This window comes from Ensifer sp. MJa1, assembly GCF_037026475.1.
Lineage (GTDB): Bacteria > Pseudomonadota > Alphaproteobacteria > Rhizobiales > Rhizobiaceae > Ensifer.
On the sequence record NZ_JAKUMO010000007.1, the window covers coordinates 1 to 21,969 of the forward strand.

A 21,969-nucleotide genomic window follows, 5' to 3' on the forward strand; every position below is an offset into this window, starting at 1 on the left:
ATGAAACGGTTGTAGAGCGTTTTATGCGGCCCGTAATCCTTCGGCGCATCCTTCCACTGCAGACCATGCTTAATGACGTAGACGATGCCGCTGATCACCCTCCGATCATCGACGCGCGGTACGCCATGCGCCAGCGGGAAATACGGTTCGATCCGCGCCATCTGGCGCTCGCTCAGCAGAAACAAATCACCCATCACGGTCTCCTTTCGGAACCGTGAATCACATCTCAAACGAAATTAATAGGTCCTGAGCCTAAAGCGCGCGCCCTAACCCTGCGCCTCGAGTACAGCAAAAAATGCATTCGCCGGACGCTCACGCTCTATCCCTGGAACAAGCAGCGCCGGGACAAAGCCGCCGACAGGCGACGCAACATCCAGTTGCCCCGCTCGTGCGAGCCGGCGCCATTCATACAACTGCGAACGCGATATTCCATGTCGCCGCGCCGTCGTCGCACACAAGCCAGGTTCCGAATAGCTCTCGGCGACAATCTGCAGCTTCATCACTTTGCTGAAGCGTCGCCGCCGGCCGCTATCGATAATCTCAAGTCGTTCCATTCCGCACTGTCCTTATTGACGTCAATAAGGACAGTCAGTGCCAAATCCGACAAGCCTGACAAGGCGGCCCACCTCGGATGCGTACGCCGAAGCTCGCGGTTCTCCCGCTCCAGAGCCTTCATCTTCTCGGCCACTTCGCTTGGGAGCCCGGGCCGGGAACCATCGTCCACTTCCGCCTTCTTCACCCATTCATTGAGCGTCTGCGCCGTGCAGCCGATCTTGGCGGCGATCGAGGAAACCGCTGCCCATCGCGAGGAATATTCGCCTTGGTGATCCAAAACCATCCGCACTGCTCGGGCGCGGACTTCAGGAGAAAACTTGTTCGTCGTCTTGCTTGTCATAGACCCTACTTCTCACGAGTTGGGGTCTCCGGCAAACTCGGGGCGGTTCACTATCGTCACGAAACACTGAGATCAACTTCGCGCGAACTCAACTGCTCCTCCCACGAAAGTGCTGTCTTCAATATTAGGGAGAGATCGTCGTACTTGGGGATCCAATTGAATTCACTGTGCGCGATAGTAGAATCGGCGACAACAGAAACAGCATCGCCGGAACGGCGCGGGGCGAAGCGAACCGGGAAGTCATTACCTGTTATGCTTTTCACACGGTTTAGGACCTCAAGCACCGAGAAACCGTGCCCATACCCGCAGTTAGCCACAATAGACTTACCGCCAGATTGCATTCGCTCGAGCGCAAGCAAATGTACAGCCGCCAGGTCGCTGACATGGATGTAGTCCCTGATGCAGGTCCCATCGAGGGTCGGGTAGTCCACACCAAAAACATCGATGCCGGGGCGTTTGCCGAGCGCAGCTTCGCAGGCAACCTTAATGAGATGTGTTGCGCCACGAGTTGATTGCCCCGTTCGCAAAGAAGGATCCGCACCAGCGACGTTGAAATATCTCAGAACCGTATAGTTGAAGTCGTGCGCCACCGCCGCGTCTTTCAACATCATCTCCGTCATGAGCTTCGACGTACCATAAGGCGACTCAGGTTTCAGCCTAGCTGTCTCCCTGACTGGCTTCATATCCTCGTGGGTCCCATACACGGCTGCCGTCGAGGAGAAAACGAAGTGTTTCACGCCACCCTCAACAGCCGCCGCGATCAGGGTGCGAGATTTAGCAGTATTGTTGTCGTAGTAAGAGAGGGGATCAGACACCGACTCCGGTACAATGACTGAACCTGCAAAGTGGATGATCGCACTTATGCGATGTGTCAGGATAATCTCATCCAAAACATGGCGGTCACCTATATCACCGCGATAAAACTTCGCTCCCGGTGCTAGCGCCCACTGAAACCCCGTTGAGAGCCGGTCCAAAACGACCACTTCATGTCCCGCATCCAAAAGCTCCCAAACCATATGGCTGCCAATATAGCCAGCTCCCCCGGTCACAAGGATTGACATTTTATTTTCCTCATTTTGAATCACACAGAGCAGAGCCGCTGCGCTTATTTACCCTCAAGCGCCTTCGACTGATAGCCGATCGGGCAGACCCCGACCCGATAACCCGGATATCCGAGTTTCGCAGCACTAATAGTGTACAGCTTTCAGAAATCGCGCTTTGAACGCATCGGTCCCAAAATTCTCTCTGAAAACTCTAATCGCATTCCTTCCCATAAACCCCTGGGAGGTCAACGCGACCAACGCTTCCAAGAGTGCGTCTCGTATGCATTCTGGAGTATTCTCCCTCAAAACAAGACCCGACACGTTGTTTTCAATGTAGGCGGCCGTTCCAGTTTGATTACTACAAATAAGAATCTTTCCCGCAGCCAAGGCATCTAGCGATACAAGCGGCAACGTATCATCTCGCGATGCACAGACAATTATATCTGAATCAGATAATCTCCGCCTATAAGTATCATAGTCCAAACTTCCTTCAAAATAAACACCAGGATTGCCGTCAGAAAGGTCTTTCAGTAAAGTATAAAATTTCAAATCGTTGCATCGTCCACTAATCCTAAGAATGGTTTTATCTTGCACGTCATCAGGTAGTAGCCTATACGCAGCGATGACAAGGTCCTGCCCTTTTCTCGGTTCGATTGTTGCTAACACAGAAATCGTTATGACGCCTTTTTCCGGAGATTGACTAATATTTCTGGGAAACTCCTCCACCCCGTACGCTACTTCCGTAACGGAGCCGGTGTATCCGGCACGCCTCAGATGGGCAGTAGCCAATGCCGAGCCGGTCAATACACTATCTGAGAGTTCCAGCGCGCGCCGAAACTTCGGTTGGCGGCGATGCAATTGCTCCACGAGTTCGGTCTCATGAACATACAAAACAACCCTCGTGAAACTCGAGAACTGCTGAACCACCGGCCAACATATCGCGGTATTAGCAATAATGATGTCAAAGTTTTTTCCTAAATCCGTAATGTTCACGTTGCCGCTAAGTGCCAGCGGATCAATGATCACATGCCCCCCGGCAACGATAATTTCATCCCTGACTGGCCCATCTTCTGGTGAGACAACAAGGACGAACGCCCCCTGCGCGATGAGCACTCGTACCATGTCCAGCACGATACGGGGCGCCCCACTGGCGCTAAGATCGTGCGAGAAAATAAGAATGTCCCTGGATTCAACTTCGTAATTTCCGTGCGCAGGGAAATACGTGAATGGCTCTTGCGAATCAATATAAAGTAAATCTCGCATGCTCTTCGGGAAGTAGGGATCGCGAGCGCAATATTCCCCCCAGCGTCGCATTAAGTATATGTCTGCCTTGTCTTTTTTAAACGCACGCTTTTCCATTCCACCAATGGATAAGTGGCCAATATGAATCATTTCCGCATAAGGCGTGTAAACACAAGTGTAGCCAGCCTGCCGGACTTTGAAGCAAAGGTCCACATCAGAATGTGCTATTCCTGCATTGACCGCATCAAAACCGCCGACTTGCTCAAAAACTTTCTTGGAGATCGCTAGACAAGCACCACATATTAAAGAAACTTCTCTCACGCTCTGCAAGAAATTGTAGTGAGCCGTAGAGTTCGAAGGATACGAATGAAACGCGGTCCCTACTAAACGTCTCACGCCGGTTACCATGCCTGCGTGTTGGACGCGGCCGTTCTCGTACAAGAGTTTAGGCCCAACAATTCCTACATCAGGCATTGTCAGGTACTCTAGAATTGACTCGATCCAATCCGGACTAACTGCGCGAACATCGTCGTTAAAAAAAACAATGTACCGACCACTACATGCGAGCGCACCTGTATTACACTTTGCCGAAAAGTTATAAGCATCGTCGAACACGACAAACTTCACGGGAACGGCGAAGGTCGTTTCTTGCAGTTCAGCGACGATCACCGAGTTTGTCACAACCACAATTTCGTAGGTGGGATAGGCTGTATTTTGGATTATCGACGAGATTGTTTCCCTAATATGGTGGGTGTTATCCGAAGGGACGACAATTGAAACCGCTTCTCTTTTTAGGGAAACTTCGCGTTTGACGCGATTTGCGGTAGGAAGAGCCACAGCTGTGCCATTTAGACCTCGACGATCAACTGCGGCCTGTAGCGCTGCGATGTTCGACTTTCGAGCTGTAGGTTTATCACCCGCCGCAGCCGAACCTGGAATCATACGCCAGCCATATAGCACCTTCTCGATATGCCGAACCCGGGGAGAGAGTTCGGCGACCCGAAGAGCGAGATCGTAGTCCTGCGAGAAATCATACCGCGAATCGAATCCACCAGCCTTCTTTGCGGTTGTCGTTTTGTACACACTCAGGTGGCCTGTATACATGCAGTTCAGCAGTAAGCTGGGGCTCCAATCCGGCTTGGTGAATAGATCGCCTACTACATCGTCGGCGTCAATCTTGCATTCGCCGCTATAAATGAGGTCGACATCCGACTCGGCCGAGACTTCGTCGACAACAGCCTCCAGCGCGTCACGCGTGAGCATATCGTCGTGATCCAATAGGGCAATGTACTCTCCGTTACTACGGTCTAGCAATAAGTTAGTCGCCGCTGCAATTCCGAGGTTTTTCGGAGAAACGGAGTATTTCACCCTGCTATCAAGGGCGGAATAGTAGGTGAGCACAGCCCTGACATCATCATCCTGAGAAAAGTCGTCTACAACTAGTAACTCCCAATTGCCATACGTTTGTCCTAAAACGGACAGAATTGCTCTTTCCAGAAACACCATAGGCGTCCGGTACACCGGCATTAGGACGCTGATCAAGGGCCCATCCTGCTTGGTGCCCGCTAGATCTGGACGCAACGCCAACCGAGCGTTCGCATCCAATCGCAGCCTGTTATAATTGTCTAATATCGGAGTTAACGACGCTCGTGCCGTAAGGGCCCCATGTTTGGGAGCCATCCCCCACGAGGCAGTCTGCGCAAGGACGCTTGAATACCGAGAGGCATCTTTCTCAATTACGCTTAAAAACGACTCGCCGCTCGGAGTCCTCTCGCCGCTAAGATACAACCGCTTCCTCTCGGCTAGCAAAATCTCGGCCTGTCCGAGATCTGACTCTCTGCCATTTCGATCGGAGCAATCGCGAAACCCTCGAAACAACGCTAGGTTATCTCGGATTTGCTGCTGAAGTTCCTTTTCCTCAACCACTATTAGTGGAGACGGCTTGATGTCGGGCTCGTTTATTCTTCGGGAACATAACTTCCTTTTCAAACGCCCCCACAAACTACCTCCCGCTCGTTGTGACAAGCCCGTGCTGTCCAAAGCGGTGAGCATCGAATCGCTACGAGGCCTCCGCCCCTGTTTTCTACCAACCACTATGTAGTGCGACAGCGGCTCGTGGACCACGTCGGGATTACTCTTCAAATACCAATCTCCGTCAAACTGGTTCGAGGGGTTTAGGCCCATTGTCCACCCAGTTGTGAGATAATGTGTTAGCGGATCTTGGCCGCCTAGTTGGGGTTGCTGAGAGAGATAGAATCCGACATCGAACAGCGGGTGAGGATGCGCCCCCTCACGCCAGCCGTGCTGAACAAAGTGCCTAAGTGGCTCGATACCGGCACGGCGTACATCAGGTCGGGACCTCAAGTAAAACTCCACGTTAAAAATTGGATGTGGAGATTTGCCCACTCTCCAACCGTAGAGTCGATAATGAGCAATAGGGGAGATACCCAGCAAGCCTCGCTTAAACTGCGATCGATACCAACTTTCATCGAAGATGCTATCTGGACTTCCGGCTTGCCATCCTCCCGTAGAGGGTTGCTTTATTTTCCGAATACTCATTCAATTCACCTTCAGCACATCGATATGGACACGACGTTTATCGAGCTCCGTCAAACCTGGCATCTTCTTACTGCGCTTCGGAGAAAGCGACGAGCTCCGTTAAGCCGACTGGGCACTATCGCGTATGGTAGCGACTAACAGACAGGAGATCGCCCAGATAACTAACAGAGCCAAGAAAATGACGCTAGCTTCCTGGAGCGGCTTAGGATACACCGCCGAATCTGGCAGGATCGGCGGCACGATAATCGCGACATAAAGCTGCTGCCGGTTAAGTTTCCGGCGGGCTTCCTCGTAGCTGGACCGCGCGATTGTATAAAGTTGCTCCGCAAACTGCTCTTTTAGCTTAAGAAGTTCGTACTCTCTTAATTGGGAAGCGAGCGACGTGGGATCAGTTCCAGTTAACTTTCCTTCCAGATCCAGAATTTGTTTGTTTATGACCTCCAGAGCAGTTTTTTGCACCTTATCGGAGGGTCTATTAGTCGCACCGATACTCTCCGCCGAAGAGAGTATACTCTCCAGCTCTATTTTCTTTAACGTGAGATCAGCTATTAGCGTCATGATCTGCTTTGCAGTCATCTGGGGATCGACTGACTTGCTACTTTTCTGGAAAGCTAATATTTGTGCACGCACATTTACGATTTCCACCATCGCTCGATCGACTTCATTCCTTGCTCGGGAAAGCGCGTCCTCGCGATTACGTCGTGAGATATCGTTTATGAGGTGTTCACTCCTCTGCATGAGCTCACGTGCTAATCTAAGCGCATCCTCGGGTGAGTATCCTCGAACGCGTAATGTCAGAATATTCGACAGCGAGTCGACATAAACGGTTACGTGGCTCTTCCAATAGCGCCAAATGGACTCCAGATCATCCGATGAGTCTAGCCGTGAAAACCAATCGATCTCCGGTCGGTCGTACAGGCTGGCAACCATATCCCTTCCGCCAGCGTCCACAATCGCCGATCGGCTTTTGAGATAATCCATTATGATAGTCGAATCCTGGGAGGTCGAAGCGGTTGTCCCTAAACCTATTTTTCCAGCGATAGCTGAGATGGAACTATTACCAAACGAAGCAGAATTGCCTTCGGGCTCGTACGATTCACGTACCGTTAACTTGCCTTCTGCGACGTAAATGTCTGAGGCGATGAAGGAATAATAGATCAAAACGAAAACTGCTGGGGCCAACACGAACCCCAAGAACGTTTTCAGAACAAGTCCGCCGCCGTTAGAAGAGATTCTTGCTCTCTTAAGCGTAGACTTTGCTCCCACTGTTTTGATTAAGGTCGGCAAGAATTGTTGCGGCGATAGTTTTCCATGTTTCAGCCGTTGGTCCGGGGGACCTCCGCGCTCCAGCCCAGCAGAAGGAGAAGCGGACTCTGCTCCGGCCCCATCCACCACATCGTCGGTATAGTAGTTCTCTTTGATGTCCTTTTGGGTCATCTTATTCTTCGCTAGCAACACGCAATCCCGCCTCTATCGCTTCGACAGCAAGTGAATAGAGGGCGATGTCCTCATCGAGTAAATCCGCGATCACCCCAATACTGCCCAACCTAGACGCGAGTTCCGCCACGCCGGGCAGCTCGCTTAGTTCAACAGTCGCCATGATCGGAGTACCCATGTACTCGTCAAGCATCGCACAAAAGACCTCAAACTTGGACCGTACTCCAACTACGTTAAACTGCGCCAAACTATCAAGTGCAACACTCACATTCCTACGTTGCAACTGCTCGTCTGGTGTCGCGCCAAAAGTTGCCGTCATGGGCGACTTTACGATCCGTCGAACTTCATTCGGAATTTTCCGAAACGTTGCCAGGATGGATCGAGCGTCTTTAAGGTCAACATTCTCAAGATAAGGCAGCAGCGGCATGAATCGACCGATCGCTGGACTTGCTCGGATGTTCTCAGGTTGCCGAAGAGCCTGCGATAGAAAAAGCAGTTTTTCCGCCATCTCTTCGAAAGGATCGCGCAGCAGAGCTGCAGTTATGAAACCGCGTTCTCGAGCAATCTCCCCGTGTCGCTGCCAGTTTGGACTACCAGCCACGAAGATCGATCTAATATTAGTGAGTGATAGCAATCCGGTGATCGTTTCCAACGGGAGTCGCTCGACCACGGGGTATGCTTGGGTAAAGGACGACATCAACTGTCGGGTCATTCTGATTTGCGGGAATCCGCTGACATCCACAAGCAGCAACTTTTTTTCAATGTGCTGATTGGGATTGAAACGTTTGTAGATTGTAATTCCAGATTCCGGCTCGACGAGGCTAATATCTTGAACGTCTGCCAGATCGGGCACGTGTTGATAGTCCACCAGAAAGCCAGCTTGGCCGGTACTGTGCATTCCCAGTTCACGCAGATCGGGGCGAAAAACGTTCGCCGAAAACGTGATCTCTTTACGATTCGGAATCCTTATTGATAACTCAGGGACTTCACCAGGATTGTCGGTGATAAGCCAACCCGCAATGTAAGAGCCAGCATCCTGATCTACATGAAAGTACATCTCGAACTTCCTCGGTCACGCCGCCGTGTGATCGCGCACAAGGACAGCTAAGCCCGCTGAGATTCCCCACATAAGGAGCGACACAATAAGCACAGCGACCGACATAAGGACGCGCCTGGGGTAAAGTGAATCTTCAGCTGCGCGAGGCTGGATGTATGTGAGCAAATAGGAACGTTGTCGTTCGCTTGTTGTGCGTTGCAGTTCGTACGCCGCCGACGCCTTCGCATACTCCTGCTGCGCGATATTGAGCTCAAGTGCCTTGTTCGAAAGCACGGCGCTACGGTCGGCTAGGCTACCGTTCCTACTTCCATCTTGGACGTCTGAAGTACTAGCGGTCTTTCTTTCGTATGAACCAATTTGGTCGTTAAGTGAAGAAAAACGCGCTTCAAGCGCCCGCAACTGCGGACCCTTCGTAGTTGAACTTCTGCGAAGAGATTCAATTTGGACGCTCAGTTTAGTTGCCTCTATGTTTAACGCAGTAATTATTTCAGAATAGGCTTTGGCAGAAATCTCCGCGTCAAGGATCCCAGCGGAGTTTCGTGCATCGCGCATCGCAGACACCGCTGCTTCCAAGTTCAGCTTCGTTCGGCGCAATTCGTTCGCCGCCTCATCTAACGAATTTGCTTCGTTGCGCCCGGTAAGCTCGTTGACCATACGCTCAGAAATTCGCACCAGCTCATTGGATAAATTGAGGCTGTCCTCTGGATTGAAGGTTCGAACTCTCAGCGTGACCAATCCCGTAGCCTGTTCGACACTAACTTTTACTTGCCGCTCCCAGTAATCGAGTAAATCCTCGGCCGTCGCGCCCGCCCCCAATTCTGCGAAGATATCGTTCGTACCGGGAGTAAAAACTGCCCTTAAATCGAACTTCTTACCGACCTCCTCGATAACTGCGCGACTTTGTATGTATTCAGCAACAATCGCGGCATCGGTTGACGGACCACCCCCAAGAATTGAAGAGATCCCCGCAAACGCTTGCAAGCCGCTCCCCTCAGACGACTTAACAGTGAAGCGAGCCTCGGAGAGGTATTGATTCGCGGCGATAAAGGTGTAGTACACCGAAGCCGCGATGGTTGGCGTGATAAAAAGCACGATGAAGCTTCCGATCAGGTAAAATCTGAAAATCTTATCGCTTCTTCGAGCTCGGAATCCGCCGCCCCCGGTTGTTATCGGCCTGGGTATGCGCGCCTTTCGAGCAACTCTTCGAAATTCAAGCGAAATCGCAGTAGAACGATCTTGCGCGGAAATTCGCCTTACGCCCCTATTTGCGCCTTGAGTGACCATGGCCTCCATTCGGTCAATCCTTTAGTGATTTAGTTTGTTGTAAAGCTCTATTGCATCGTCGATGTCTGAGAACTCATGCATCAGACCATGAGCAAGCACAATTGCGCGGCTGCAGTAGTTTCTAATCACATCCATTGAATGCGAGATCATGATTACGTCGGCCCGACCTCGGCGTTTCGCAAACTCCTCATGACATCTCATTTGAAAGCGTGCGTCACCGACTGCGGTGACCTCATCGATTAGATAGCATTCAAAGTCGATCGCCATCGACAGTCCAAATGCGAGCCTTTGAGACATTCCTGATGAGTACTTATGATAGGGCTCGTCCATATAGGCACCAATTTCTGCAAAATCTTCCACAAACTCCATTGCACGGTTCGGATCCTGTCCGTAAATGCGCGCCACAAACTGAACGTTCTCCCGCCCAGTCATTGCCGGATGCAATCCACCGGAGAAGCCAAGCGGCCAAGAAACACGCGCAGATCGCGTCACTTTTCCCGAGTTTGGCAGTTCCGTACCTGCAAGCATCCGCATAGTGGTGGATTTACCGGCTCCATTAATACCAAGGATACCATATGAGATGCCCGCTCGAAATTCGATGGAGACGTGATCCAGGATGATCTTCGAGCCTCCTCGCGTCCGAAAATACTTGAACACATTCGATAATGTTATCATCCCGTCAGCAGCTTTCCGCGGAGGAATCTCTCGCCCAACAAACCTAGGAGCAGAAATACAGTACCCATGCCGATAAAGTAGGATTTCGACAACATATCGTCCCCATACCCCTCGTAATAAGCAGATCTTATCCACTCTATACTATGAAGCAGGGGATTATACCACATTATTTCTCGAATATGCGCAGGCATACTAGACGGCAAAATAAAAACCCCAGACGTAATGTACATCCCCAGCATAGAGAAAGCAAAAACCAAATTCCACATGCGGAACAAAGAGGCCATGACGACGTTAAATAGCCCGAGCGAAAGGGAAAAGTATATAATCGCCACGATTCCGGACGAAAATACGAATGTATCGAGAGGAAATAGATCGACGCCGAGCAACCCCGCTGTTAAAAAAAGAAGAATCACGACAATAAACGACGTGATGAACTCAATAATACCTCGCGCCACGATAACATCGATCGGCCTAACGACGGGAAATAGAAAAAGCGAACGGTTCATTTCAAGTGCCATTCCCATCATCCGGGCTGGATAGAAGCAAAGGATGTACGCCAAAACTCCGCTAGCAACAAAGACAACCGGGTCGCCCCCCATAGGAGCAAGTTTCCGCACGAACGCCATAATCGCCACAAGTACGATTAGATGCGTGAACGGCCAAGCGATCGCCACTAGGTAGCTCAGATGAGTGCGCCCGAACCGGGTTCGCATATCTCGGAGCATAAGCGCATAGACAACGGTTGAGCGCGACCGGAAAGATCTAAAGAATTGGCACTTCGTGACTTTCACTTCCGGAACGCTCCGCGTTTTTGTCCGAGCTCATTCGTGCGCTCCCTTGTTGCAGCCGCTTATGCCAGCCTCACGTCAAAAGTCCAAGCGGAAATCTGCGCTCGCATCCCGATGATTGGGTGAATAGAAGGGATCCCGCTTTAAGGCTCGCCCCCACTTTGTCAGAAGAAACTGATATTCGGCATCAAATGCGGCGTTTTGATGAGAAATCCGCGTGCTTTGATGACCCCCGTAGCGACTGAGGCTAACCTCGGATGACGGCGTTATCACGTGCCTCAAGTTGGCTTGTCGAAGCCGCAAACAAAAGTCAACGTCGTTGAGAATGCCTATGGACAGCGTTTCACTAAACCCTCCGACCCTTTCAAATGCCTCCTTTCTAAACACCATACATAGCGAACTAACTGCAGAGATGTCGTGCGGCAATCGCAATCTTGAATAGTAACCTGAACTGCGGCGCCCGTAATGCGCGTGGGAGTGTCCGACTGTACCCCCAACCCCTATCACTATCCCGGCACTATGAACCGTGCCTCCCGGAAATAAAATCTTAGGCCCTACACAGCCCACCTTAGCTCTTGCCGCCGTGGCCACCATTTCGTTGAGCCAGTCGGATCTAAGGGGTTTTATATGGCTTTCCAGAAGGCAGACGATTTCGCCACTGCACTGAGACACGGCGGTATTTAAAACACTTGCCGCATTGCCTCTGGTTTTTCCCACAACCCGGAACTGCAGTTCGTTGGAGCGCAAATGCTGGCCCAAATCAAGTGGGACCGTCTCTTCCTGACCGCGAATGACAACCAGTTCCAGCGGGCGATAGCTCGTCCTGCGAACGAGAATTTCTATCCACCTCTGTAAATCATCCTCCCCTCCGCTGGTGTCGGTGACAATGGTGACCAACGGTAACGGCATTGGGAGGGGATAATGGACTTTGTGATATGTCGTACCAGGAACTGCTTCTACTACAGCAGAACTGCCGATGCGCCGTAGGTGATCCCGCAGCGCGCGTCTGGCTGCCTCCTGCGCGTAACTCTTTTCGTTCCCCGACAGTGCCGTTGAACCTCTTGTCGCGCGCCAATGGTACAAGACCTTGGGTATGTGAATGATGTTGTTTGGGTCGATCGTCTCGACGATACGGAGGTTGAGATCATAGTCCTGGCTTCCTTCGAATCCGCGCCGCCATCCGCCAACCTGACGTATTGATTCAGATCGATATGCAGTCAGATGATTGAGGTAGTTCTGTGAACTCAGAAGCTCAATCGAAAAGTCTGGCTTGAAAAACGGAGCATACCTCCTATCACGGCTATCGATCTTGTCTTCGTCACTATAGATTAATCGTGCATCTGGGTTCGCTGCTATTGTGTTTACAAGTTCCTCGATAGCCTCCGGGTGAAGCATGTCGTCGTGATCCAACAACGTGGTCCACTCGCCGGTCGCGAGCGCGAATGCAGTGTTCGTAGCCGCCGAGATGTGTCCATTCTCGCCGCGAATAGCAACTTTGACGCGCGGATCGACGCGCGACCATTCAATCACGTCAAGCGTATCGCGACGGGTTGAGCCGTCGTCCGCGATGCATACCTCAATATTCTGGTAGGTTTGATTTAGAGCACTCTTGATCGATTTGCGAAGCAAATCTGGATTCGTGTTGTAGACGGGGAGCAGTATCGAAACTCTGATGATCCCCGTTGATCTAGGTTGACTGTTTAGTAGTCTACTACGCCCCGCCAGCCATCCGTATCGAAGATCGTCCACCGTCCTTTGGAAGAGCTTCAAGTATGAAATGAATTTATATCGGTAACTCCGCCATAGAGAACGCTGTGCAATCGCGCAATTAGATGGAGATTTCCCGCCCAGAGGTCGCATGGTTGCCCCTTTCTGACGAAAGTCATATGAGATTCACAGTCAGCGACCGCCTGGTTCGTTCAATACCCTGCTGCACGTTCGTCTAGTCTCAAGTATTACACAATAATTTCGTAATCTCTGGTCGCGTCAGATTAGAAGTATCCTAGCTTCTCTTCCTATCAACTGAGTTGCGTCACTCCCTGCTCAGCCACTTTCGATAGGTATCGTCCGTAGGACGTTTTAGAGTACAATTCTGCGTACTCAATCAACTTCTCCTTGGTTATGTAACCACTGAGGTAAGCGATTTCCTCGATGCACGCAATATTAGTTCCCTGTCGATGCTGTATTACGCGAACAAACTCAGACGCTTCAAGCAGACTATCGTGCGTCCCCGTATCCAACCAAGCATATCCTCGCGACATTTTCTCAACAAAAAGTGCGCCTTGTTCCATGTATATACGGTTCAAATCGGTTATCTCGTATTCTCCGCGATCTGAAGGCTTCAGTTCTTTCGCATACTGAACCACTTTATTGTCATAGAAATATAATCCTGTAACTGCGTAACGCGACTTAGGTAGTACCGGCTTTTCCTCAAGACTAATCGCATGCCCGTCAGTAGCAAGTTCAACGACACCGTATCGCTCGGGATCCTCTACCTCGTAAGCAAAGACCGTTGCTCCCGATTTGCGATGTCTTGCTCTTTCGAGAAGCTCTCCCAGACCTGCGCCGAAAAAAATGTTATCACCTAACACCAATGCGACACCATCTGTACCGATAAACTCCTCACCAATGGTGAAGGCCTGAGCAAGGCCATCGGGCTTAGGCTGAATAGCGTAGGAGATATGAAGCCCCCAGCTCGATCCGTTTCCAAAGAGACGCATATAGCTGTCAATGTACTCTGGAGACGAAATTAGAAGAATTTCTCGAATACCAGCCAGCATCAGGACAGAAAGAGGATAATATATCATCGGTTTGTCATAGACAGGAAGAAGTTGCTTGTTCACTGCCAGTGTCGCGGGATGCAGGCGAGTCCCGGAGCCGCCTGCCAGAATGATACCTTTCATAAGCTCAACCCTATCTTTGATCTTAAGTCAGTCGAAACTATCCGATGCCATCCAAGGCCTCTCTCAAGCCGTTCAGTCTTTGATCTACAAAGAACAAATACGCAAGCTATTCCGAGGTATTTCCCCGCCCCTGGGGACATACCTTGTAGATTTAGGCTAGAATTAGGATCAGCTGCGTGCAACATCCAATCTCGTCAATGATCTTGCGCAGGCTTAACTGACTCTGACTGTGCAGTAAGAACGCGCGTTAAGGCGTCCTTCCAATGGCTCGACGCTATGCCAAAGTCGCGCGCCACCTTTGCGTTCGAAAGTGTCGAATTGCCCGGACGACGAGCTGCCGTCGGATACTCGGAGGTCTTTATCGGCTTCAATTCAGGGACCTTAAATCCCATTCTGCTTTGCTGCCTAAAGATCTCCACGGCAAAATCATACCAAGTTGCTTCGCCGGCGTTCACAAAGTTGTAGGTACCGAAAGGCGCATCCGGGTGGTTTACAAGTCGCAGCGTTATGACTTGCAGGGCTTTCGCCAAGTCCAGAGCCGCAGTTGGGCAGCCTCTTTGGTCGTCGACCACGTTTAAAACTGCATTCTCAGCACCTTTTCGCAGCATCGTCGTCAAAAAATTAGCGCCACTCGAGCTGAAGAGCCAAGCGGTTCGGATGATAGCGTGCCGAGGATTGCCGGTACGGACAGCCTGCTCGCCACCTTCCTTAGACGCACCATATACGCCAAGTGGGGCAACGGGGTCATCCTCCAGATAAGCCTCGTTTTTGAGGCCGTCGAATACATAGTCAGTAGAAATGTGAACGATGGGGATACCGAGATTCTTAGTGGCAGAGGCGATTGCTGCTGGGGCGAGCGCGTTTACCTTCCACGCCGCGACAACCTCGCTCTCGGCTTTGTCCACTGCTGTATACGCAGCAGCGTTGACAACAGCGCAGAACCGGCCACGGGCCACATATGCGATAGTAGCGCTAGTGTCACCGAGATCGAGGTCCGCACGAGTTGGCGCCACTAACTCGATATCAGAGGGCCAAGAGCACGCTCGCAGTGCAACGCCAACTTGCCCAGTGCCGCCTATTAAAAGTATTCGCCGCCTCATTCTTATGCGCTCAAGCCGCGGCGCGTCTTTGCGTCGCCTCGTTCTACGAGGCTCTGCCACCATTCCCGGTTTGCCAGATACCAGCCAACAGTTTTCTCGATCCCGCTTTCGAAACTTTCGATCGGCTCCCAACCAAGATCGCTACCGAGCTTACTAGCGTCAATCGCGTATCGCTGATCATGACCAGGTCGATCTGCCACGTAGGAAATTTGGTCGAAGTAAGAGCGGCCGTCCTCACGAGGTTGTAGCCTATCTAATGTTTCGCAGACACCCTGCACCACATCTATGTTTCGACGTTCGGAGTTACCACCCACGTTGTAAGTCTGCCCGGGAACGCCCTTTTCGAATACGCACTGCAACGCGCGGACGTGGTCTTCGACATAGAGCCAATCCCGGATGTTCTGACCATTCCCGTAAACAGGGAGTCGCTCACCGGCAAGTGCTTTCACAATCATCAAAGGGATGAGCTTTTCAGGGAAATGGTAGGGTCCGTAGTTGTTCGAACAATTAGTGATGAGTACCGGCAGGCCAAAGGTGTGCCCCCATGCTGAGACCAGATGGTCCGATCCCGCTTTGGAAGCCGAGTAGGGCGATCGGGGATCATAGGGCGTCGTTTCTGTGAAGTAGCCTGTCTCACCGAGCGACCCGAAAACCTCGTCCGTCGAGATGTGATGAAAGCGGAAGCGTTGCGCACGATCTTTCGGGAGTTTACGCCAATATTCCAGTGCCGCCGCCAGCATGGTGTAGGTGCCGACCACATTTGTCTGAATGAAGGCACCCGGGCCATCGATCGACCGATCGACGTGGGATTCGGCAGCAAGATGGGTAATTACATCCGGCTGGAATTGCTCTATGGCAGCGCACACAGCTCTCTCATCACAGATATCCGCCTGTTTGAAGCGGTATCTGGGCGAGGAAGCGACGGATGATACTGATGTCAACGTGCCAGCATACGTTAGCTTGTCCAAGTTAAGCACCTCGTGATCGGTGTTTTGCACGAGGTGTCGAACAAGAGCCGATCCAATGAACCCGGCTCCGCCGGTAACGAGAATGCGCATGATCGGTCCTTCCAGTAATTACATTTCGACGAGTTCTAGCGGCACACCGTCATACTCGAACGGGCTGTTGAGGTCGCATAGCAGCGGTTGTCGCCTATCCTTTGAACTTATGGTGGGCTCTACACCTTCAGGGAGAGGCCAGTCGATACCAATTGTGGGATCGTTCCAGAGAACCCCGCCGTCGTTCTCCAGTGAGTATATGTTGGATACCTTATAGATCACCTCGGTGAACGGTTCGAGGGTAACGAAACCGTGGGCAAACCCGACCGGGATATAGAGGTGAAGCCCGTTTTCAGCAGAAAGCTCGGTCCCCACCCATCGGCCAAACGTGGGCGATCCGCGACGGATGTCGACCGCAACGTCGAAGATTCGTCCACGAATGCACCGAACGAGCTTGGCTTGCTCAAACGGTGCTGATTGATAATGCAGTCCTCGAACAGTCCCCGCCGTAACGGACAATGAGTGGTTGTCCTGTACGAATTGATCCGCGATGCCGTACTTAGAGAAAACTCTCGCGTTGTAGACTTCCGAGAACCATCCCCGCTCATCGCCGAACCGTTTGGGTCGCAGCAACACAACCTTAGAACCCATTGACAACATCCTGAATGCAAATAGCCAACTAATCGCCACCGGCCAGTAAAATGGGCAAGGCTAAACTTGCCGCAGTTTGAAGAGTTCTAGACCCGTATCCGCTACCGCTGCCATTTGCAAGACCATCTGCAGGGTGGCATCTGCAGCTTTCGCGCGAGCCGCTTGATCGTCAACAAGGCGAACGATGTTGCAGCGCCAAATGTCAGCTTTCTGGGTCAATAGCAATTCATCTGGACGATCTGAGAAACCATATGCGGGACCGGCCGAAAACACCCCCGCCGCTTTGTATCGCGCTACGTCTATCCGCTTCGTCGGCGCGCGACTGTCGTTCACATGCGACGGCGCGAGCGGAACAAGCATGATATCGATCCGCCGGGCGTGCGCGTCGGCCAAGTATTCCCCCCAGGGCATTGGCTCCCGGATCTGCACCCGTTCCAGACCCTGCCAGATTGCCTTGGCACGCCGATCGGCAAAGACCTCGAACCGAGCGTGCGGCCGTTCGCGCAGCACATCCGCAATGATTGGCCGTAGGAATCGATGCTCCTCAAGATGAACCCCGGTCGCGTGGTAGCCGATCAAGACATCCTGGCTTGACTGACGAAACTGATCGCCACTACGCTCCTCCACTTCCCAAAGCACCTTCGGAGGTGCCGGCGGCAACACCACAGCTTTCGCCCCCACCAGTCGCGCCGCGAGGTGCGGTGTCGAAGCCCAGACGAGATCGAGATGCCGGTTCAGGCGGCCGAGCGGCCAAAGAGCGCGATACCAAAGGAACAGCCGATAGGGAAAATCTGCGTCCTTCCCCGTCACTACGGCGGGGATGTCGTCGTCGAGGAACAAGCCCACGCCGGAGAGACGCCTGGCGTTACTCTCGATCCAACGCAGGACAGCCCGCGAAGCGTAGCGACAGATGACGACGAAGGCTCCGTCGGCGTCCAAGGTCGGCACTTTGCTTCCGCGGATATCCGCAACCTCATACGGCGGCATATCGGACGCCTCAAGGCGGGCTGCGAGGTAGTAGTCGAAGGTCGGGTTTGGTATCCGTCCGAATACAATGATCCGCTTAACCGGCCGCCTTGGCCGGCCGGTGGCGCTCTCCCGCAGCCGTGGCTGAGGCAGCCGCCGCTCGATCCAGCGGGCAATACGTTCGCGCACACCACTCAAGCGCTCGCCCTTGCAGCAAGGGTTCTCGGACGGGCCTCGAGAACGAATTCTTCGGCAACAAGCGAGAGGTTCGGATTATAGTATGGATCGGCTTTCAACATATCGCTCCAGCGTTCATGCATGGCTCGCTCCTCCGCCGCAAAGCGCTGAAGCTTTTGAGGCGTGTCGTCGGCGCCCCGCGAGACGCTCTCTCTATGCAACATCGCCGCCGCCGGCGTCCAGACAATACGCAAGCCCGCTTCACGTAGCTTCAGGCAATAGTCCACATCGTTGAACGCGACCGTCAGCTTTTGTTCGTCCATGCCGCCAAGACGGTGCCACAGGTCCTTGCGCGTCAGCATACAGGCCGCGGTGACCGCCGACATATCACGCCGTTGGCGCAAAAGCCCCCTGTCACCGTCGCGCTTCGGGTCGAGAAAGTGAAAGCTGTGCCGCGCTACTGTCCCCGCACCGACCGTCACGCCGCCATGCTGAACGAAGCCGTCGGGAAACAGCAACAAATTGCCGGCAGCGCCGACCGTTGGATCATCGAGCTCACCGGCCAGGTGCTCGAGCCAATGGCAATCAATCGGTTCAACATCATTGTTCAACAAGAGGATGAGGTCATGTCTGGCGACATCGACGCCGACATTGCAAGCGCGGGAAAAGTTGAACGTTCCGGCAAGAGGTATCCGACGGATGCGCCCCGATTGCTCATACAGGGATAACAATGCCAGCGTGGCTGGTTCGGCGCTATCATTGTCGATGACGATGACGTCAAGGTCCGCCGGTGCCGTGTTCTCGAAGAGACCTTTCAGACAGGCCTCCAGCAGGTCGGCCCTGTCGCGCGTTGGAATGATGACACTGACGGCCGGGCGTTCGCGTTTGGGCTGAATAATCGTGTCGCGACGGTCGCCCCGACGGCAAGATAGTCCCCGATGCAGCAGCACCCTCGGCACATGCATGATCGTTCCGGTCGAACCTTGAGCCATAGCGAGGACAATTTCGGCTGTGGATGAGCTTAGCAGCGAAACGCCGTCTGGGATGCAGGCCAGGCGAAGAAGGGCGCCTTCCAGGGGAAGCCATCCCGAGCGGGCGAGTGGCTCATTCCAGGCTGGTTTGAAGAAGGGGGCATTACGCGTGCCGTGGGCGTCGATCTGATCTTCGTCGCAGTAGACGACCGCGACATCCCTAGAGAATGCAAATGGACGCGCCAATCGCTCCAAAGCCTTTGGGGCGACGCGCATTCCCGCCGGAAGCCGTAGCCATAGGAGATCGTCGGTCGGCTCGCCTCGCTCCAGCGACTGGTCGATCTCTGCCGCGGACGCCTCCTGAAAATCGCGCCACGTCTGGCTTTCGAGCGACTGTCTGGTCTGCGCAACTGCGGCCGCATCGGTGCCTTCGATCGAGACGAGGATCCGTGGCCTTCGCGGCCACGCGCGCGCATCATCTTCCATCTCGCTTGCCTCCGCCAGCGCTTGGGCTTCGACCCAGTCGCGATAGTCTGGGGCGGAAAGGGCGTCGCATTGCCGAACGAATCTAAACTCGGCTCCTTTTCGGTTGCCCGCGAGAAGCAGTCTGACAATCTGCAGGAACGCTACGGTCCGCCGGAATGCAATCAATAGTGCCGCCTCGGCGAGCGACAGGCGGCGGATCTTGATTTGCGGCTCGGTGCTTACCGAAACACTTGCAGTCGCAACGTCGGGCACCAGAGCTACGGCTTCAAGCTGTACCGGCGTCCAACCGTAGAAGCGGCCTCGCCCTCGCCTATCGAGCAAGAAGGAACGGAAGACCGTATCAGGGGTCCTGTCACGGCGACTAAAAGCAAGCTGTGGGCGGCGACCAAGGCGGTTGTCAGGATCGCGGACCGTAAGCGTGATCGGTCGATCCGCATAATGGGCGGGGCGACGCCTCAATGCGACTACGATTTCATCCTGTGATGGCTCTACCATCTGACCCTGTCCATAACCGCTTCACGGATTCTCAATCGAGCCGTTGCCATCGCAGGAAAATGTATTGGAACGCAACCCACTTCAATCGGCAGCAGAGGTCTCAGCCACTCCCACCACGCTGGACGTCTTGCGCAAATTGAGTTCCGGCGCAGGTGGACGATAGAGAATTAGGCGTCGGGAGCACCATGCTGAACGGGACAGAGGCACTGCGGTCCACCAGGCTAAAACGCTAAGACGAGAAGAAGGTCCAGCCACAGCGCTTTGCCAAGAGACCTTTTGCGAAACTGGATTAAGTCCATGATCTCGATGGCTCTGCGTTTTCTGCCGCGTCGCCCCTTCTCGATGCAGCGTTCGGTCGTTGAACAGCAAAGGTAAGGTTGCCCTCGGTAGCGGTGCTCAAATCAAAACCCGCTTTGGAGTGGAAAATGAGATGCGCCATGGCCCAAATCAACCGCCCGCCCCGGCGCAAGTGCGCCCAAAGCTACCTGCGTTCCAGTTCGGCGAAGAACTGCTTGAGCTCGCTCTGATCGATGCCCACGAGATGCCGCTGTTCCGGATAGGCGCCCGAACGCACGTCCTCTGCAAACTCCGAAAAGGCGGCAATCCGTTCGCGTTGGAGCCGATCGTGTTCCGCGGCAAAGTTGCGGTAGGTCTTGGCGTGACGTGGCACATGGCCGCGATTGTTGCCGAGCACGTCTTCAGCGCCATGAAGGCTGCGCGCATGTATTCTTCAGCCGTGACGTAGTCACCGTATTCGAGGCCAGGAAAGGCGAAACAGGTCGGCGCTGCCTCGCGAAACTCAGGACCGAGAAGCGCCGGCGGCACGGAAACGAGATCGATCCCGGCGGCTTCGGCGGCTTCGGCTTCTTCAAGCGTTTCGACGCGCAGCATGGTGAGCTGGCGTTTGCCCTTTATCGACAGGAGATCGGCAACGGTTGGGCGGCGGCTTTTCATGGTGAACTCCGAAGGTCGTTGAAACAGAGAAAATGGAGGGGCTAAGCGCCTACCACTCTAGGCAGCCAGCAAAGCCTTGAGCTTGGTTTGCGGCGAGACGAGCGCCTGTGGATCCGGCCTTTTGCCAGCCGCAATCAGCATTTCGGCAAGACGGATATCGCGCGCGACAGCGTTGCCGGGGCCGATGCCGGAGGCCGCGAGCAGCCGGCCGGTGTCGTCGAGATGGAAGAGGATGAACGCGTCATTGGTGAGGTCGCGGCGCACGGTCGACGAAGCACCGTCGGCGAGCCCCGCGATCTGCAACGTCAAGTCATACTGATCGGACCAGAACCACGGCACGCTCGAAATCGACTGGTTGGCACCCAACAGATTGCCGGCAACCAACGCCCCCTGGTCCTGCGCATTGCGCCAGGCTTCAAGCCGGACGCGCCGACCGTCGTAATGGCACAGCGGGAAGGAACAGCAATCGCCCGCTGCAAAAATGTCGGGATCGGAGGTTGCAAGCATCACATCGACTGCAATGCCATTGTCGATGGCGAGACCGGCCGCTTGTGCAAGTTCGGTGTTCGGAACGGCTCCGACACCGACGACGACAAGGTCGGCTTCGATGACGGTACCGCCTTCAAGCACGATGCGCGCATTGCGGCCGTCTGCCTCTAACCGCACGATTTTCGTTTCGCAGCGTATCTCGACGCCTTCCAGGCGATGTCGCTCGGCGACAACGGCCGCAATTTCCATCGGCACGCCGCGGGATAGGATGCGGGGCAACCCTTCAATGAGGACGACATCCGCGCCAAGCCGGCGCGCGGTCGCGGCAAGCTCGAGACCGATGAAGCCGCCACCAATGACCGCAAGTTTGCGTCCGGGAGCGAGCTCTACACGGATCACCTCGGCGTCGGCATGTGTTCTGAGAGTGCGGACACGGGCTGACGCCTCTTCCGTGCCTGGCAGCGTTCGCGCTCGCGCACCCGTCGCAAGCAATAACCGATCATAAGGAACGCTGCCGCCGTCGACCAGTTCGACGCGCTTAGCGTTGCGATCGATCGCCTTCACCGGAGCGTCCGTCAGGATGTCGATGCCTGCCGCCGCGTATCGCTCGGCGTCAGCGACATATTTTGGCGGCGCCGCGTCCTTAAGGCCGTTCTTCGAGAGCGGCGGCCTCTCATAGGGAAGATGGGGTTCCGCGCCGATCATTGTGACCTTGCCGTCGTAGCCTTTTTCCCTCAATGCAAAGGCGGCCCTTGCGCCGCATTCGCCGGCGCCGACGATTACGATTCCACCCATCTCA

General features: G+C 53.8%; 17 protein-coding genes and 2 pseudogenes. All 19 read right to left on the reverse strand.

Features of this window, described 5'->3' with window-relative positions; translation table 11 throughout:
* The coding region (locus MKZ91_RS11380; protein WP_336170999.1) for a transposase at nucleotides 1–194 on the reverse strand (194 nt) is incomplete at its 3' end.
* A gap of 72 nt (nucleotides 195–266) precedes the next feature.
* Nucleotides 267–554, reverse strand: coding sequence for a transposase (locus tag MKZ91_RS11385; RefSeq protein ID WP_336171000.1), 288 nt, complete (start codon nucleotides 552–554; stop codon nucleotides 267–269).
* 77 nt (nucleotides 555–631) lie between these two features.
* Nucleotides 632–895, reverse strand: a pseudogene (locus MKZ91_RS11390) (transposase); the annotation flags it as partial.
* A gap of 56 nt (nucleotides 896–951) precedes the next feature.
* The gene (gene galE / locus MKZ91_RS11395) at nucleotides 952–1,956 is read right to left on the reverse strand and encodes a UDP-glucose 4-epimerase GalE (protein WP_336171001.1); all 1,005 of its coding nucleotides are present in this window, start codon (nucleotides 1,954–1,956) and stop codon (nucleotides 952–954) included.
* A 126-nt stretch (nucleotides 1,957–2,082) separates the two neighbouring features.
* The gene (locus tag MKZ91_RS11400) at nucleotides 2,083–4,722 is read right to left on the reverse strand and encodes a glycosyltransferase (protein ID WP_336171002.1); all 2,640 of its coding nucleotides are present in this window, start codon (nucleotides 4,720–4,722) and stop codon (nucleotides 2,083–2,085) included.
* Between the two features lie 1,116 nt (nucleotides 4,723–5,838).
* Nucleotides 5,839–7,176, reverse strand: coding sequence for a hypothetical protein (locus MKZ91_RS11405; RefSeq protein ID WP_336171003.1), 1,338 nt, complete (start codon nucleotides 7,174–7,176; stop codon nucleotides 5,839–5,841).
* A gap of 1 nt (nucleotide 7,177) precedes the next feature.
* Entirely contained in the window at nucleotides 7,178–8,233 is a 1,056-nt protein-coding gene (locus tag MKZ91_RS11410; RefSeq protein WP_336171004.1) for a hypothetical protein, read from the reverse strand.
* Between the two features lie 15 nt (nucleotides 8,234–8,248).
* The gene (locus MKZ91_RS11415; protein ID WP_336171005.1) at nucleotides 8,249–9,325 is read right to left on the reverse strand and encodes a hypothetical protein; all 1,077 of its coding nucleotides are present in this window, start codon (nucleotides 9,323–9,325) and stop codon (nucleotides 8,249–8,251) included.
* Between the two features lie 213 nt (nucleotides 9,326–9,538).
* Nucleotides 9,539–10,192, reverse strand: a complete 654-nt coding sequence (locus MKZ91_RS11420) for an ABC transporter ATP-binding protein (protein ID WP_336171006.1) — start codon at nucleotides 10,190–10,192, stop codon at nucleotides 9,539–9,541.
* Nucleotides 10,189–10,917: an ABC transporter permease gene (locus MKZ91_RS11425; RefSeq protein ID WP_336171244.1), complete on the reverse strand. Its 729-nt coding sequence runs from the start codon at nucleotides 10,915–10,917 to the stop codon at nucleotides 10,189–10,191. Before MKZ91_RS11425 ends, MKZ91_RS11420 begins: the two co-directional genes overlap by 4 nt.
* 141 nt (nucleotides 10,918–11,058) lie before the next feature.
* Nucleotides 11,059–12,840, reverse strand: coding sequence for a glycosyltransferase family 2 protein (locus MKZ91_RS11430; protein ID WP_336171007.1), 1,782 nt, complete (start codon nucleotides 12,838–12,840; stop codon nucleotides 11,059–11,061).
* 158 nt (nucleotides 12,841–12,998) lie between these two features.
* Complete coding sequence (rfbA, locus tag MKZ91_RS11435) at nucleotides 12,999–13,883, reverse strand: glucose-1-phosphate thymidylyltransferase RfbA (protein ID WP_336171008.1); 885 nt, start codon at nucleotides 13,881–13,883, stop codon at nucleotides 12,999–13,001.
* A gap of 194 nt (nucleotides 13,884–14,077) precedes the next feature.
* Nucleotides 14,078–15,046 carry a dTDP-4-dehydrorhamnose reductase gene (gene rfbD, locus MKZ91_RS11440; RefSeq protein WP_336171009.1) on the reverse strand — a complete coding sequence of 323 codons (969 nt, stop codon included), beginning with the start codon at nucleotides 15,044–15,046 and terminating at the stop codon, nucleotides 14,078–14,080.
* The gene (gene rfbB / locus MKZ91_RS11445; RefSeq protein WP_336171010.1) at nucleotides 14,986–16,041 is read right to left on the reverse strand and encodes a dTDP-glucose 4,6-dehydratase; all 1,056 of its coding nucleotides are present in this window, start codon (nucleotides 16,039–16,041) and stop codon (nucleotides 14,986–14,988) included. The genes rfbD and rfbB overlap by 61 nt, the downstream gene beginning before the upstream one ends.
* 18 nt (nucleotides 16,042–16,059) lie before the next feature.
* Nucleotides 16,060–16,632, reverse strand: a complete 573-nt coding sequence (gene rfbC / locus MKZ91_RS11450; protein ID WP_336171011.1) for a dTDP-4-dehydrorhamnose 3,5-epimerase — start codon at nucleotides 16,630–16,632, stop codon at nucleotides 16,060–16,062.
* Nucleotides 16,633–16,692: 60 nt separating this feature from the next.
* On the reverse strand, nucleotides 16,693–17,796 hold the full coding sequence (locus tag MKZ91_RS11455) for a hypothetical protein (RefSeq protein ID WP_336171012.1): 1,104 nt from the start codon (nucleotides 17,794–17,796) through the stop codon (nucleotides 16,693–16,695).
* Nucleotides 17,793–19,727 (reverse strand): glycosyltransferase family 2 protein, encoded by a 1,935-nt coding sequence (locus MKZ91_RS11460; protein ID WP_336171013.1) that lies wholly within the window; start codon nucleotides 19,725–19,727, stop codon nucleotides 17,793–17,795. Before MKZ91_RS11460 ends, MKZ91_RS11455 begins: the two co-directional genes overlap by 4 nt.
* A gap of 481 nt (nucleotides 19,728–20,208) precedes the next feature.
* Nucleotides 20,209–20,681: pseudogene (locus MKZ91_RS11465) on the reverse strand (hypothetical protein).
* Between the two features lie 57 nt (nucleotides 20,682–20,738).
* On the reverse strand, nucleotides 20,739–21,965 hold the full coding sequence (locus MKZ91_RS11470) for an NAD(P)/FAD-dependent oxidoreductase (RefSeq protein WP_336171014.1): 1,227 nt from the start codon (nucleotides 21,963–21,965) through the stop codon (nucleotides 20,739–20,741).
* Between the last annotated feature and the right edge of the window lie 4 nt (nucleotides 21,966–21,969).

Excerpts from the sequence above, each read along its gene's own strand:
- MKZ91_RS11460 (WP_336171013.1), bottom strand. The coding sequence starts at position 19,727 with ATGGTAGAGCCATCACAGGATGAAATCGTAGTCGCATTGAGGCGTCGC.
- rfbD (WP_336171009.1), bottom strand. The coding sequence starts at position 15,046 with ATGGTGGCAGAGCCTCGTAGAACGAGGCGACGCAAAGACGCGCCGCGG.
- rfbB (WP_336171010.1), bottom strand. The coding sequence starts at position 16,041 with ATGCGCATTCTCGTTACCGGCGGAGCCGGGTTCATTGGATCGGCTCTT.
- MKZ91_RS11470 (WP_336171014.1), bottom strand. The coding sequence starts at position 21,965 with ATGGGTGGAATCGTAATCGTCGGCGCCGGCGAATGCGGCGCAAGGGCC.
- galE (WP_336171001.1), bottom strand. The coding sequence starts at position 1,956 with ATGTCAATCCTTGTGACCGGGGGAGCTGGCTATATTGGCAGCCATATG.
- rfbA (WP_336171008.1), bottom strand. The coding sequence starts at position 13,883 with ATGAAAGGTATCATTCTGGCAGGCGGCTCCGGGACTCGCCTGCATCCC.
- MKZ91_RS11425 (WP_336171244.1), bottom strand. The coding sequence starts at position 10,917 with ATGCTCCGAGATATGCGAACCCGGTTCGGGCGCACTCATCTGAGCTAC.
- MKZ91_RS11410 (WP_336171004.1), bottom strand. The coding sequence starts at position 8,233 with ATGTACTTTCATGTAGATCAGGATGCTGGCTCTTACATTGCGGGTTGG.
- MKZ91_RS11420 (WP_336171006.1), bottom strand. The coding sequence starts at position 10,192 with ATGATAACATTATCGAATGTGTTCAAGTATTTTCGGACGCGAGGAGGC.
- MKZ91_RS11430 (WP_336171007.1), bottom strand. The coding sequence starts at position 12,840 with ATGCGACCTCTGGGCGGGAAATCTCCATCTAATTGCGCGATTGCACAG.
- rfbC (WP_336171011.1), bottom strand. The coding sequence starts at position 16,632 with ATGGGTTCTAAGGTTGTGTTGCTGCGACCCAAACGGTTCGGCGATGAG.
- MKZ91_RS11405 (WP_336171003.1), bottom strand. The coding sequence starts at position 7,176 with ATGACCCAAAAGGACATCAAAGAGAACTACTATACCGACGATGTGGTG.
- MKZ91_RS11385 (WP_336171000.1), bottom strand. The coding sequence starts at position 554 with ATGGAACGACTTGAGATTATCGATAGCGGCCGGCGGCGACGCTTCAGC.